This is a genomic window from Fibrobacter sp. UWB12, from assembly GCF_900142485.1.
Lineage (GTDB): Bacteria > Fibrobacterota > Fibrobacteria > Fibrobacterales > Fibrobacteraceae > Fibrobacter.
In genome coordinates this window covers 123,173-138,518 of record NZ_FRAZ01000003.1, presented here as the reverse complement: position 1 = coordinate 138,518, position 15,346 = coordinate 123,173, and the positions used below count along the sequence as shown (strand labels likewise).

Here is a 15,346-nt window from a genome sequence, read left to right as displayed (position 1 = left end):
GTCGCGACAGGCTGCTTGCAGACTGTCATGATTGAGCCGAAGATGCTGACGCAAAGCGTCAAAGCACCAAGTGATCAAAGAGCTCGGCGGCGGGCATGACAGACGCGGAATTAGAAATAGACTGTGACAAAAAGCACAAAATGCCTCGCGGGAGCGCGAGGCATTTTGAATGTGTTTGTGAGGAGAAATCTTTTGAGAAGGCTACGCCTCCCCCAAGTTTTAATTAGCGAACATTCACACGCTGGATTTGGTTACCCTTGACAGAGCGCATCATGTACGTACCACGTGCGTAGCCAGCATTTTCAAGGGCTTGAGCCTTGCTCGCGCCGTTCAATTCTACACGGCCAAGATGCTTACCCGTTGCGCTGAATACGTTGTACGAATTTTCAGATTCGAACGATGTCAAACGAGCTTTAGCAAGCCCCACCTTTTCATCAACGAACTCGATGTAGTCAATATCCATCCAGTCGCCGGTTACCGTAAAGCGGAGAATGTGTTCACCCTCGGTCAAGTTCACGTCGGCCTTGACCTCGTTGTATTCGTCATAATTGTCTTCGCCAGCAGTTGCTGCAGGAACCGGAATTTCATCAGTAATGTCCTTGCCATCCATGGAGAGCTTGAAGCTCGAAGTGCTGTTGGCCGAAGCCACAGAAGCCTTCATGGTGTATTTTCCAGACGCGGCAACATTCACAGTGTATTCCAGCCATTCGCCAGCCTGGTTGTAACCGACAATCACGCCAGTAGCCTTCTTGTACAAGTCAACACCAGTACCCTTGCGGTAGTCAGAGTCACCATGGTTTTCAGTATCACTTTCGTTGTAAGTGGTGTTGCCCTCACCCACGCCGTTGATGTCAAAATCTTCCACTTCAATCTTACCCGGAATGGCAAGAGCCTTGCCCTTGAAGGGTTCGCGAGGAACAGGCTTGAGAATCAAACGGAGCAGTGCAGAGCCATGAGCCGGGAGTTCAATTGAAACGTGAGAAACAGGTCCCAAGTCCTTCTTTTTCCAAGCATCGCGAACTTCCACTTCGCCTTCTACGCCAATGTCAGCAAAGTTGCATTCAACAGTCTGGGTAGAGCCATTGTTGTTGAGGAGCGCCACGGCAATGTCGCCATTTTTCAAAGGCTTAGTCCAAACTTGCTTGCCTTGCTTGTCAGAAATGCGGTGGCCCTGAACGCCCAAGGAATCCTGGTTAATGGCAATCATGTCCTTGTTCAGGTAGAGTTCCTTGGTCTCGTTACTCATGTTACGCACATCGGAACTGATCATGATGGGTGCCGCCATAATAGACCACATCGTCATCTGGGAGCGCTGTTCTTCGTAAGAGAGGCCCCTGTTGCCCACTTCGAGCATGTCCGGGTCGTTCCAGTGGCCGGGCTTTGCAATCTGCCAGTACTTGTTGTTGGCATCAATAATTTCGTAGACGCCGCGATACCAAGAAGTGGAAATCCATTCGGGACCGATATCGAAAGTGGTACGCCAGAGGTTCGCGATTTTAGGCATCCAGTCCTTGTATTCCCACATACAAATGCTGAACACGATGTCGCGTCCGGAATTGCGAAGCGCATTGGACATAGCGGTGTAATCTTTTCCCTGAGTTCTCGGATCGGAATCGCAGTTGTCGTATTTCCAGTAATCCACGCCCCATTCAGCGAGCTTCTTGGCGTCCTGTTCTTCGCGGCCATTGGAGCCACTTTCGCTTTGCCAGTTGCTATTGTAATGGTGGCAGGTGCGTTTGCCGCGGTCGCCGTAAAGACCGAATTTCAGGCCTTTCTTATGCACATAATCGGCAATGGCCTTCATGCCACTGGGGAAAGTTTTCGGGTTGTTCTGGAGGTTGCCCTGAGCATCGCGCTTGGTATCCATCCAGTTGTCGTCCAGATTCAAGTAAATGTAGCCAGCGTCCTTCAAACCGGAACTGACCATGGCGTCGGCAATTTCCTGAATCTGCTTTTCGTTGATATTTTCGTGGAACACGTTCCAGCTATTCCACCCCAGCGGTGGCGTAAGCACCAAACTATCGGGATGGGCAAAAGCCGAACCCACCAAACCCGTTAAAGCCAAAGTTGCCAACACTCCAAGCTTGCAACCGTTCTTTTTCTTCAAACCAAACATAAGCACTCCTGTATCCTAAGTATTAATCATCCCCAAACTAAAAATACCCCCTAAAAAACAAAAAAATTAAAGGAATTACACATGTTCTTTTGACATTTTATCCACGATGGATAAGAAGATGGATAGCAAAGCCAGCATATTGACTTTCCCGCAGATTTTTTGTATATTATTTGTAGATGACAGGGTGGCAGACCAATCCACCTAAGATAAAAAAGAAAGGTCAACCAATGACAGGGTGGCAGACCAGCCCACCTAAGATAAAAAAGAAAGGTCTAAGATGAGCCGTATTTCGTTATATATGAAATACGGCCTTTTTATTTTGAGGGAAAAATGAAACTGGCACAAACCGTCTTTCTTAAGCAATCATTCTTTGACCGACATAAAGACCACAAGGAAATTCTCGCCAACAAAGCAGGCAGACCCTACCTGTCTTTCATAATCGAATGCAACGGAACGATATTCGCTATTCCATTCCGAACAAATATCAAACATCCATTCGCATTCACATTCAAAACATCTGGCAGAATCTCAGACGAGAAAAAAGGATTACCCGGCATTGATTTTATCAAGTTACCCATATTCAAATTTTCTTCGCTACAATATTTTATCGACGATGTGAAATCCGTAGTCAATTCTTTATGAATAAAAAAGAGCGGCCCCTTTTTTGGGGACTGCTCTTGATTCGAGAGAGAGAGACAAATTTTTATCGGTCCACGGGCATCATGAACGAACGGGCTTTATCACGCAAGATGTAAACGCCCTTGCCATAGCCTGCATTTTTCATCGCTTTTTGCATGTTCGGCACGTCATTTTCGATGATTTCGACAAATCCAAGGCGTTTGCCCGCGAGGTTATAGACACCGAACTTGCCGCTTGCCGTTTTGAGGCGGAGAGATGGCGCTAATGCAATTGTTCCCGGGTCCGGTTCCGCAATTTTCTTGAGCGTGACATTATCAAGCGTAAGCGTGCCTGTCGAGGCGCCCGCATTGAAGCTCAAGCGAGAATCCTTGTCGGTCGCCGCGGTCATCTGGAACTGGAAAGAATACTTTTTAGATTCCGTGCCGAGATCAAAATTTGCCTTTTCGGTGAGGTAGCTTGCCCACGGATCCGTGTGCTGTTCCACGTTTACTTCGAGCGTGCGGGAGGCGCCGGCACTAGCATCAAAGCTCACTTCGTACCACTGGCCTTTTTCGAGATGCAAGTCATGCTGGATGAGCTGCACCTGGTAATTTTCCGTGCCGACTGCAGAAATGTCGAGCTGATACTTGCCATTTTTCACGTCACCTGTAGCAGCGGCACTGCCGTGAGTCTGCAAAGTCCAGGCAACATCGGTCGAATCGAAGCCGCCATTGAAAATACTGTCGCGGTCGGTCGGCACCTGAATTGGCGGCGGGAGCGAGGAACCGTCTAGCGAATAATTCTTGACAAAGTTCCAGATTTCAACGCTCGTGTTGACACTGACTGCCTCGTCCATGGAATACCAGTGGCCCTTGCCTGCAATGGTGAGCAAACGAACTTCGACATTGTCCTTGCAGCCGCTCCAGACTTCAAGAGAGGCGGCAGAGCCCGGCTTGCTTGATGGATACGGTTTTGTGACTTTGGAACTTGAAGAGCATTTTTGTGCAGAAACCCAACCCTTGAGGGTATTCACGGTGCTGTTGTAATTCACCACGTCATCGCTCGTGCCGTGGGTATGCATAATCGGCATGGCGCGCTTGGGCGAGTTTACCCCACCGCCACCGGAAACAGGGGCTATGGCCGCAATCATGTCGCCCATCTTATTTGCTGCATGGTAGCTCATCATGCCGCCCATCGAAAATCCCGAAACATACACGCGATTTTTGTCAATGCCATACTTGTTGTACATTTCGTTGATAATCGCCTTGAGGAAATTGATGTCCTTGTCACCTCCAATGTCCCAAGCCTTATTTTGACCGTTCGGGAACACGACCACAAATCGAGCGGTATCGGCAATCGGTTCCCACTTGGCAGCGTTCTGCTGATACGGGGCATCCTGATTCATGCCGTGCATCTGGATAATGAGCGGGCGACCCTTTTCGATATTCTTCGGGGCATACACGTTCATGGTACGGTTCGTGCCGTTCACATTAATGTTGTCTGCAAAAGAAAAGGTCGCGAAGCCAGCCAAGGCGGCAACCGTCAAGGCGCAGTGCGCCTTCTTGAAGATTTTACCAAACATTCCTCTACTCCTTGAGGTTTATTTCCCATTTTACCTATGAAGAAAATACCTTTTGGATTGGCGATTATCACTTAGCGGTAAACATTTTCCATTGCGGTTTTGACAATGGGTTGAGAGGAGGAAATGTGTAATGGGGTGTTTGTAGAACAACCAAAAACGGCTTGGATATACCCGCAGGAAAGCAAGCTTTCCGCGGGTGCATCCAAGCCTCGGGGGTGTTTGGAGGAATTAGAATAAACTATAGAGATTACTTTGTTACGGAGAGGCGGTGGGTGAGGCCGGTGGTGAGGGACTTGACGATATACACGCCACTTTCCTTCACGAGTGAGCTTACCTTAGAGCGAACGTCGAAAGAGTTCGATGCATCAATGCGACCGACAAAAGAACCATTGAGGCTGTAGACGCGATATGCCTGCGCGCCCTGCTTACCGTAGCGAATAGTATTTGCAATCCCTGTCGGTCCCGGAGCATCTTTACCCTTCACGAACGTAAAGTTGTCAATGTCGAGCCAGGCGCCAACAACCGTAAAGCGGAGCACGTGTTCGCCTGCGGGGAGCTTCACATTGGACTTTACCAAGTTGTATTCATCGTAGTTATCTTCGCCAGAACTTGCCGCCGGCACTGCAATTTCTTCGGTAATTTCCTTGCCATCCAGAGAAAGCTTGAAGCTAGAAGTAGAGCCCGCCGCTGCGACAGATGCAAACACAGTGTAGTCGCCTTCTTCCTTCACGTTCACGGTGTATTCGAGCCAGTCGCCTTCGCTGTTATAACCCACAACCACAGCATCGCCCTTCTTGTAAAGGTCAACGCCGGTACCCTTGCGGTAGTCAGAGTCGCCGTGGTTTTCGGAATCGCCGTCATAGTAAGAGGAGCCATCCTTGCCCTTGCCCGGCACATCGAAGTCTTCGGCTTCGATCTTGCCCGGAATTGCAATGGCCGGGCAGTTTTCGCCAGCAGCGCAGAAAGGGGTCTGCGGTACAGGTTCCGAAGCAGTGCCGTCGAGGTAAATTTCATCATTTGCATCTACACCGACCTTGAACCAGTCGAAGTCAGCATAGCCGCCTGCAGTCTTTGTTGCAAAGTTGAAAAGGCCCCAGCGTACGCCCACGAACATGTGCAGGTCGTAATTGAGTTTTACATCGCTACCAATCTTTGTCCAAGTGTTGCCATCGGTGCTGTAGTAGAAATATGCAGTACCGCGGTCAATGGGCAAATCGAAATCAATTCGCAAATAAACCTTGGAGTCCGAAAGAGCTTGGCTTGCAGCTTGTCTTTCGCCGTCCTTGTTTCCAGTGTACATCACAACCTTGTAGTTGCCGTTTTCCTTAGCAAGTGCAACAAAGCCCTTGTCATCTTGCAATGCCACAAGACCCGCCATGTCGCCATCCTTCATGCCCTTGCCATCCACAAGCGTACGGCCAGAACTCTTGGGGCCAAAGGAACGCTGCGTGAGCGTGTTCTTAGCGTTGACAATGCGGTTATCAGTACGACCTGTGGTAATGCGCAAGAATCCCGGATTTGCCGTCAAAGACCAATTCTTGTTATCCGGATTATGGTTCCACTGCCATTCCAGCGGAAGCACGTCGGAATCAAAGTCATCGGAAGTCACCATGCCATAGCCCGGAAGCGGAGATTCAGGCAAGTCAATTGTAGAAGGGGCCTTGGAACCGCTCGTCGGAACCGGCCAGCCATCCTTCCATTCCATCGGAACCAAGTGCGACATACGGCCGACAGGGCCAGAATCGCGGAACAAGAGAGCATACCACTTGCCATCCGGCGTATCGAAGATGCCACCCTGAGCAACACCGTTATCAGAGAGGAAGTACCTTCCGCTAAATCCAGAAAGCAAGTTCTTGGAACGGTAAACTATTTCGCTACGGCTCTTGCCGGCCGGCCAAGAAATCGTGAACAGGTAGTATTCGCCGTTCACCTTTTCCATGTGAGAGCCTTCCTGCTGCACATAATAGCTGTTGGTGCCCGTCACCTGATTCACGCTTACGCCGCCAACCTTACCGCTCTTGCCACCGGCCTTCACGCCGCTGGCATCGTCATTGAGCTGCACGTAGCTGATCTGGTCGCCAGAACCATAGAACACCCAAACCGTGCCATCGTCATCGAAGAAGAGCGACGGGTCGTGATAGAACGGAAGCTGCACTTCGGACCACGGGCCATTTTCGACATCGGCGGTTTTGTACAAATGCGTTTTTCCCGTCGTGTAGGACGGAGTCAATACGTAGAAGAATCCCTTGTGGTAGCGGATGCTCGATGCCCACGAACCCTTGCCGTAAGCATCCTGGCCACCATTCAAATTGATATTATTGCCGTTCGAAAGAGTCTGGTAGGCATACCCCACCGTGCGCCACTGGGCCAAATCCGTGCTCTTGAAAACAGGCACGCCCGGCGCAAAGTGCATCGTAGTCGTCACCATGTAATAGGCATCGTCGACACGGACAATCGAGGGGTCCGGGCTATCGACATACATAATCGGGTTATTGACCTTAACGGCTGCACTATTTACCACAGCAAAAGCGGCCAAAACCACAGCCGACTTTGTCATTTTACTAAACAATCCCATAAACAACTCCTTTCCAACCAAGGCTAGATAAGATTAACAACCATAATCTACCCCTTTTACATGTTTTTTACCCGCAATCACCCACCCTTTTTATGGATTTTTTATCAATAACACCCCATTACAGCCCCGAAAACGTGTCGAAAACCGCGCCCCTTTTGTAAAAATTCCTTTTCGCAATTTTCACAACGCTTTATAAATTTTCACAACACCAATTCACAACACCCAAGGAACATCCATCTATATTTGTGGTAGGCCTGGCAAGAGTCTGTGGATAAGGCCAGGCCGGGTGTATTAAAAGGGTTGGAAACTTTTAACTTAAAAGGAGTCGTTATGACCATGTCTAAATTCATGGCATTCACAGGAACAGTAGCTCTGTTGAGCTCACTTTCCTTCGCCTGGAGCATCAGTGGTGTTGTTCAGAAAGAAAGCGGACAGCCACTCTCTGGCGTAAAAATTAGCTCGTTCAACTTCGCAGGGTTCGAAACCACATCCGGAGCGGATGGTTCTTTCGCACTTAGCAATGAAGGAAGCAGCATTCACGGAGTAGCCGCACCGAAGGCCTCCATTACCTTCAATCACAATGTAATCAGCATTTCGAGCATCAAGGCTCAAACGGTTACCGTTTCTGTGATGGACGCACTCGGCAAGGTTTGCGCCTCCAAGACAGAACACAATATCGACGGCTTTATGCAGGTCGACTTGAACAAGACCATGGCAAAGGGCGCCAAGTTCCTCCGCATCAACGCCGATGGAAATCGCGCTACCTACCAGATGGGCAAAACGGTCACCCTCATGAAGGAAGGCGATCCGCTGCCGTTCTTGCAGTTCGCAAAAGATGGATACCAGAACGCCACCTACCAGGCCAAGGCCGAAATCGAAACAGGCGTCATCGTAAGGATGACCAAGGCTAGCGCCCAGTCCAGCTCTAGCAAGAAAGTTGAATCTAGCTCTTCCGCTAAGCCGGAAAGTTCTTCCGAAAAGGCAGAATCTTCTAGCAGCGCGAAGATTGAGCAAATCATCGTTGACTGTGCTGGCAAGACTGCAAAAGCCGGTGACCAGACTGTAAAATTGACCGTCAAAGGCAGTTCAGGCCAACGCGAGTTCATCATGCATGTGCCGAGTGCCTACAAGGGCGACAAGGCCGTACCGCTCGTTATTGACTACCACCCGATTGGCGGTTCAGGTTCAGGCCAGATGGGTAGCACGACCTACAAGAAACTCACCGACCCCGAAGGCGTTATTTCCTTGTACCCGCAAGGCACCACAAAGACGATGGGCCCGGGTTGGAACGTCGGTCCTTGCTGCTCCAACGACGATGACCTTGAGTTTACTCGTGAAATGATCAAGTATGTCAAAGAAAAAGCCTGTATCGACCCGCAGCGCATCTACGCAACCGGTTTCTCGATGGGTGGCGGTATGAGTAACCACGTGGCCTGCATGATGTCCGATGTCTTCGCCGCAGTTGCTCCGGCAGCTATGGACTTGAACAAGACCAACAGCGCCAAATGCACGAAGGCACGTCCGATTTCTGTCATCAACTTCCGCGGTACAGCTGACAACGTCTGCCGTTACCAGGGTGGCGATAGCGGCTTCAACGACGGTTTGAACTTCCTCGGCGCCGAAGGCACCTTCAAGTACTGGGCAGAAGCAGACGGTTGCACCGGCTCTCCGACAACGAACAAAGATGGTTGCCAGGAATACTCTAACTGCAAGGACGGCGTGAAGGTCGTGCTCTGCACCAAGCAGGGTGGTGGCCACGAACAGGGCAATGGCAATATCGGCTGGCCGTTCCTCAAGCAGTTCACGCTTCCGGCAGAATTCGTGAAGTAATGAATCAAGTTTGATTTCATAATTCATCCTATAGACACTACAAATCGCTCCGGCTTTTGCCGGAGCGATTCTTTTTGCTCACGCTCTCAAAAAAAAGTTATATTCATAATATGGATGCCAAAATATTGAATTTTACCATTTTCCTTATCCACAAGTTGTCGGCAGCTTGGAAAGTTTCTCCAAGCAGGGTTTATGGTATATTGAATTCAAGTGGCATTCTTGATAATTATGTCATCAAGTGCTATGATGTTTTGCATACTCTAGGGGCTGAGGCTATGGTCGATGACCTTTCCGAACTAGCTCGAGAAAAGGGCGTGCTGAAATAAATGTCTGATATCGAAGCAGTTTATATTGAAAATCTTGAGCAAGATATCATAAAAAACATTGCCGCATTGAAGAACTTGGATTTGCGTAAGGCAATGGATATTTATTACAAAAGCAAGCTTTCAACACAAATAGCAAATCGGGAACAAGGCATCGAAAATCTTGACGCAAAATACCTTGCCGAAGATTTGATTGAAAACGAGCCAAAGCTATTTTATTAGCAAACATCACCAAAACACCATGTCTACTCAAAAGGGCCCCGGCTTTCGCCAGGACCCTAAGAAGTCTCTCATTTAAATTTTATCGTGTTACGTTGCGCTTTAAGCCTTGCGACTGACTATGCCGCGTTTTACCCGTATATGAAGCCCAAAGCGACAGCGACGACAAAGAAGAAAGCGATTTGCTTTACTACTACCAACTCGTTTTTATTCATGTATCACCACCTTTTTCGTTAGAGATTTATCCCCGTTCTTGCGGACAAAGAACACTCCCTTTGCCTGCTTACGGAGTTTTGCGTTTTCCCTCACTAGATTCATCGCTTCGTCCATGCCCTTTGCGGTAAATGAACTGAGCTTAATGCCCTGCATGTCGAACACACTAAAGTTGCTTTCGGCTTCGGTCATGCTAAAGCGTACATTCTTGATTCCGATAGGCGGCTGGGAACTGATGGCCTTGAATTCAACGTAGTCGATATCAATCCAGTCGCTCACGATTTCGAGCTTGAGTTCATGTTCGCCCTTGGTGAGCGTAACCTTGCCACCATCCACTTCGGTAAATGTATCAAAGCCCTTGCCTTCGTTTGCGATTTCCGTACCGACCTTCTTGTCATCGATGTAGAGGACAAAGCTACCGGTTCCGTTTTCGCCAGCAACATTAGCCGTAATACCGTAATCGCCATCAGCTTCAACATTCACGGTGTACTTGAGCCATTCGCCCTTCTGGTTATGTCCCACGGTAATGCCCATGTTCGGCTGGTAAATATCGACATCGTCCTTGCGGAGTTTGCCACCTTCGTTACCCTTGCTTTCGTCGTGGTAAGCGACTTCGGCACCACCCTTGTTGTAGTTTTCGGCCTGCACCTTGCCCGGAATGGCAATAGCTTCGGTGTACGGGCCATATTCCTCAGGCGGTTCATCCGGCACTACAGACTTGCTCGGATCAACCAAGTTCACGGCCGGAGCATTGGGGTCAATCGTCTTGTCGATAAGCTTGAGCATTTCAGAGCAGTAACGACGGCCAAGTTCAATCACGCCGGCACGGCCAAAGTGGTACGGGTCCTTACCGTTACCCTGCAAACCCTTGGAAGAAGCAAGCCCGAACTTTTTGAAATTGTTCTTGAGCTGAGCGATGCCGCCGTTTTTGCTAGAGCAGCAGTTCTGGCCTTCCTGGAGGAGTTCGCCCGCCACAAACGGCACTTCGTTTTCGTCCAAGCCAAGCGCATCAATCACGTCCTTGTAGGTCTTGTAAACGGTCTTGCGCCAGTTGTCATCGGTGCCGTCACTTTCGCCCTGATGGAAAATGAAACCCTTGATGACACCCACTTCCTTTGCCTTCTTGGCAAGTTCCAAAATGCGTCCCGGAGGGTTGTTGTCGTAATCTCTGGGCCAGCCCCAAGACATGATATCCTTGCCATCACCTCTGAAATAAGCTTCGTACTGGTCCTTGTCAAAAGCGCGGATGCTTACAGCACCGATGGCGACCGGGATAATGCCCACGGTCACGCCCGGCAAGGAATCCACCATCGCGCGGCCAAAGTAGTCTGCCGGGGAGAGGTTTTCGAACGGGTGGAACATCGGCGGAATAGCCGCCACCCACTCACCCGTCTTGAAAGACTGGTTCGTTTTGCCGCTACGCTGGCTAGCATTTGCATTATGCGAAGCGAGCATGATAAAGTTCTTGGGCGGATTTGCTTGGTCCTCGGACGGTACGATATCGCCGTTGCCCGCCATGTTGGACTGCCCGTAAGCAATGTAAATATGGAAGTTCGGGTTCGGAGCGGCATTTGCCCCCACCGCAAACACAGAAAGCCCAGCGGCAACGCCAGCAAGGGCCATGAATTTTTTGAAGTTTCTTTCCACTCTCATTTTTATATCCCTTAATCCAAAAATTATCCTTTTTAAAACTATCCTCTAAAAGCGGATTTAGCACGCCTGTAAGCTCCATATAATATGGACGTTTTGTCAATGAATTGCGAAAATCGTTCAAAAAGCGCATTTTGTAAAAAAAAAGAGTCCTAGCTTTCGCCAGGACCCTTTCATGGAGTCTCAATTTTTTACCCGTACACGAGGCCTAGAGCCACTGCGACGACTACGAAAAACGCAATCTGTTTTACAACAGCCAAATCTTTGCTATTCATAGACAACCACCTTCTTGGTCATGAGGCTTGCACCATCCTTGCGGATGAAGAACACGCCCTGAGATTGCTTACGGAGATTTGCATCAGTCTTGACGAGATTCATTGCATCAGCCATGCCCTTGGCCGTGAACGTTCCGAGCTTTTTGCCCTGCATGCTGTACACGCTAAAGCTACTTTCGGTTTCGGCCATGTCAAGGCGGACTTTTGCAATAGCGTTCGGCGGATCTTCCGACGGCACGCTAAATTGAATCCAGTCGATGTTTACGTAATTGGCGGTAATTTCGAGCTTGAGCACATGCTTTCCGGCCTTCAAGGCGACCTTTTCCTTCACGGAAATCGTCTTGTACGTATCCCAGGAATTATCGGCGGTCTGCGGTACGGAAACTTCATCCGTAATAGCCTTTTCGTCGATGTAGAGCTTGAACGCAGAGGTAGAATTACCAGCAGCAACGCTAGCATCGATATTGTATTCGCCATCAGCCTTCACGTCTACCGTGTATTCGAGCCATTCGCCAGTCTGCGTGTAACCAAGAGCGACGCCATCGGCTGTCTTGTACAGGTCTACACCCGTATCCTTGCGGTAATCGCTATCACCGTGGTTTTCGGAATCTTCGTCGCTGTAAGAAGCATTGCTCGTGCCATCTTCGTTCTTGCCAACACCCGGCTTGTCAAAATCTTCGACTTCGACCTTACCCGGAATTTCAATAGCCTTGCCTTTAAACGGTTCCTGCGGAACAGGGTCTACAGGCGCCACATTAATGAGCTTGAGCATCTGCTGCGCATAGCGGAGTCCCATGCCACGGTAGCCTTCCACGGTAAAGTGGAGTCCGTCGCCCTTGCTGCCGTAGCCCTTGGAGCTTGCATAGCTAAAGTTCACGATGTACTTGGAAAGATTATGCACGCGAGAGTTGAAACCCGCGCAAGAACCTCCATCGACCATTTCACCGGCGACAAACGGAGTCTCTTCGGCATTCAGGCCAAGCTGCTTGAGCATGTATTCGTAGGTTTTCTTGACAATCTGTTCCCAGTTGCTCATGCCGCCATCGGTTTCGCCCTGGTGGAAGATGATGCCCTTTATAACACCCTTTTCCTGAGCCTTCTTCGCAACTTCGATGATACGGCCCATAGCGTTACCGTCATCGCCGTAAGCCTTGGCTCCGTTCTTCAGCCAGCTTTCCGCAGAATTGAGGTAATTCTTGTAATCGTCCGGGTCAAACAAGCGGATACTCGTACCGCCCTGAGCCACCGGAATAATGCCAATCGTCACGTTCGGCAAGGAATCTGCCATGTGGCGACCAAACCAGTCAGCCGGAGAAAGGCCAGCATTACACTTGAACATCGGAGGCACGGCCGGGTACATCTCGCCCACCGTCGGGCGGCCAAGATTCGAGCAAGACGTGGTCGCAAACATTTTTACGCGAGGATGTTCCTTGCCATCGACATTCTTGTCGAAGTTCGTCGCGTTGCCTTCCATGTTCGACTGTCCGTAGGCAATGTAAATATGGAAGTTTGGATCCGGAGCCGCATTTGCACCCGTGACCGCAAACATCGAGAGCCCCGCCGTTACGCCCGCGAGAGCCATCAACTTTTTGAATCTCATTTCCACACTCATTTTTTATCTCCTTTTTTCAAACTCTCAAAAAAAAACGGGAGCCAATTGTTCGACTCCCGCTTTAGGAATATGAAATTTATTTCGCCACAGAAATGCGGTAGGCCTTGCTGCCCTTGAGCGACTTCACAAAGTAAACGCCATTCTGGTGCACAACGCTCTTGGTCATGCGCTGGACATCTGCCTTAGTCGTGGCTTCGAACTTACCCACCAGCACGCCGTTCATATCAAACACGCTGTAGTTTTCAGCCTCGGTCGGCATGCGGAAATTAGCACCGCGCAAACCAATCGTCTTATCGTCCGGATCGGCAGCATCCTTGCCCTTTGCAAAGTTGAAGTAGTCGATATCGAACCAGGAACCCGTCACCGTCATGCGGAGGATATGTTCGCCAGCCGGGAGTTTTACGTTGGCCTTGACCTTGGTAAATTCATCGAAACTTGTGCCCGAAAGAGCGACATTTTCAACAAGCGTTTCGCCATCCAGGGAGAGCGAGAATCCAGACGTTGAATTACTCGTAGCGACAGAAGCGAACATGGTATAATCGCCTGCTTCCTTTATATTCACGGAGTATTCGAGCCATTCGCCTTCTTCGTTGTAGCCCACAACGTAGCCCGTTGCCTTCTTGTAAATGTCAACGCCCGTACCTTCGCGGTAGTTCGTTTCGCCACGGTCCTCGGAATCATTTTCGTAATAGGATTTGTTAGCCTTGCCTGTACCCGGAATGTCAAAGTTTTCGACTTCAATCTTGCCCGGGATTTCAGCGACCTTGCCGCCAAAGGGTTCACGTGGCACAGGATCTGCCGGAGTGCCAACGCCAACGAGCGTCACGATGCAATCCTTGTTGCTCGAATTCCCTGCATCCATTGAAATCGTCACGGAGCCGTTCTTGACTTCGACTTCGCCTTCATACTTGGCGTTCTTTGCTTCGCTGGTGGTGTACACATGGAACGACTGAACATCGGCGCCCTGCACCTTCACGGTGACACTCTTGGAATTTTTATAATCGCGGTTCACGAGCACCACAATCACAGAGTCGCCATCGGCACTCTTGTAAGCAGATGCAAAAACTTCCTTCTCGGGGTTTGCCGTAGCGCCCACGCGGACAGCACCCGGGCGGACAAATCGAGCAAACTGGCTCATCACGTAACCACGCTTACTGATCTTGCCGATTTCGTTCTGCGGAATCTGGAGCTTGTTGCCAAAATCCTTTTCCATGATGAGGCCGTAGCAGCGGCGGATGTACCACCAGGTGTACTGATTGAAGTTACCCACGACCATGGCGCGGTGGATTTCGTAAGCCACATCCATGGCGTTCACGGTATCGCGCTTGTTGGCATTCGCCTGGTCACCCGTATTCGTAATCGTGCGCCAGTAGTTACCGCTGCCCTGGCTTTCGGTGTAGTGTTCCGTCATCCAGCGTTCGACTTTTTTCTGATCGGCAAGGCTGTACTGGAAGAAGTTGTCCCCAGTCCTTCGGTCACTCGCGTAAAAATGCGCGCCGAGAATGTCCCAGTTCTTGAGGGCATTGGCATCATTCAAGACCTTGTTGTAGAGGTTCTTGTCATAACGGAAAGATTCCGTCGAAATCACCTTCACGCCGTTTTTGCGCATCTTGTCGGCATAGCCCTTGGTGAAGTTGTAGATTTCGTCGGCACTCCAGCAGGCCCATTCACCGCACCAGTCCGGTTCGTTACTGATGGAGATAGCGTACAGGGGAACGCCCTGATTCTTCATGTAATCGTTAAAGCTATTCAGGTGGTCCACATACTTCTGGTAGTTCGAAGAAGACATGTGCTGGTTAGCGCCCGCATACGGAGACGTCCACGGAGTTGCATACAAGATAAAGTCATCGCCGGCATACTTTTTGGCATACTTTGCAGCCTGAACTTCCTTATTGAAGTCGTTAGAACTTGCATACACCGGAATACGGAGCGTATTGAGGCCAATCTGTCCATCGCCTGTACCAAAAGCAAGCTTGGCATCGGCTTCGGAAAGGCCGCCACCGCCCTGCCACTGGTTGTGCACCATGCCACCAAAACCGCGAATCACCTGGTGTTCTTCGGTCACGTCAACGTTCACAGTAGAAGCAAGCGCCGGAATAGCCAAAGCTAAACCAAAAGCGGCAACATTCAAAACATTACCCAAACTCTTCATTGTTTATCTCCCAATTAAAGATTTAACCCATACACAAAAGATTGCAATCTAAATCTATACCACCCCCGCGAAATTCTCGCAGAATCGAGAAAATTTTCCATTGACACTTTGGTAATGAATGAAAAACTCTATAAAAGAGTAAACAAAAAAAAGCCCCCAAACCGTTAGGTTTGGAGGCCAT

Annotated in this window: 9 protein-coding genes; 3 read left to right on the top strand and 6 right to left on the bottom strand. The window is 49.7% G+C overall.

Annotated elements, in window-relative coordinates; genetic code table 11:
* Positions 1-223: 223 nt before the first annotated feature.
* From BUA34_RS05505 to BUA34_RS05490, 3 genes are all read right to left on the bottom strand, one after another.
* Positions 224-2,116 (bottom strand): carbohydrate-binding protein, encoded by a 1,893-nt coding sequence (locus BUA34_RS05505; RefSeq protein WP_072827738.1) that lies wholly within the window; start codon positions 2,114-2,116, stop codon positions 224-226.
* A gap of 703 nt (positions 2,117-2,819) precedes the next feature.
* Positions 2,820-4,316, bottom strand: a complete 1,497-nt coding sequence (locus BUA34_RS05495) for a carbohydrate binding domain-containing protein (RefSeq protein ID WP_072827736.1) — start codon at positions 4,314-4,316, stop codon at positions 2,820-2,822.
* Positions 4,317-4,563: 247 nt separating this feature from the next.
* The gene (locus BUA34_RS05490; protein WP_072827735.1) at positions 4,564-6,891 is read right to left on the bottom strand and encodes a beta-xylosidase family glycoside hydrolase; all 2,328 of its coding nucleotides are present in this window, start codon (positions 6,889-6,891) and stop codon (positions 4,564-4,566) included.
* Positions 6,892-7,221: 330 nt separating this feature from the next.
* On the opposite strand from BUA34_RS05490, the gene BUA34_RS05485 reads away from it, so the two are divergent.
* The 3 genes from BUA34_RS05485 (at position 7,222) to BUA34_RS05475 (ending at position 9,266) form a co-directional block, all read left to right on the top strand.
* Complete coding sequence (locus tag BUA34_RS05485; RefSeq protein ID WP_072827734.1) at positions 7,222-8,721, top strand: prolyl oligopeptidase family serine peptidase; 1,500 nt, start codon at positions 7,222-7,224, stop codon at positions 8,719-8,721.
* A gap of 125 nt (positions 8,722-8,846) precedes the next feature.
* Positions 8,847-9,047: a DUF3791 domain-containing protein gene (locus BUA34_RS05480; RefSeq protein ID WP_217650180.1), complete on the top strand. Its 201-nt coding sequence runs from the start codon at positions 8,847-8,849 to the stop codon at positions 9,045-9,047.
* Positions 9,048-9,266: a hypothetical protein gene (locus BUA34_RS05475; protein ID WP_072827732.1), complete on the top strand. Its 219-nt coding sequence runs from the start codon at positions 9,048-9,050 to the stop codon at positions 9,264-9,266.
* A 204-nt stretch (positions 9,267-9,470) separates the two neighbouring features.
* Here BUA34_RS05475 and BUA34_RS05470 read toward each other — a convergent pair whose 3' ends face one another.
* The 3 genes from BUA34_RS05470 to BUA34_RS05460 form a co-directional block, all read right to left on the bottom strand.
* Entirely contained in the window at positions 9,471-11,129 is a 1,659-nt protein-coding gene (locus BUA34_RS05470; RefSeq protein ID WP_072827731.1) for a sialate O-acetylesterase, read from the bottom strand.
* Positions 11,130-11,393: 264 nt separating this feature from the next.
* Positions 11,394-13,001: a sialate O-acetylesterase gene (locus BUA34_RS05465; protein WP_254794340.1), complete on the bottom strand. Its 1,608-nt coding sequence runs from the start codon at positions 12,999-13,001 to the stop codon at positions 11,394-11,396.
* Between the two features lie 88 nt (positions 13,002-13,089).
* Positions 13,090-15,165 (bottom strand): carbohydrate-binding protein, encoded by a 2,076-nt coding sequence (locus BUA34_RS05460; protein ID WP_072827729.1) that lies wholly within the window; start codon positions 15,163-15,165, stop codon positions 13,090-13,092.
* Positions 15,166-15,346: the final 181 nt, after the last annotated feature.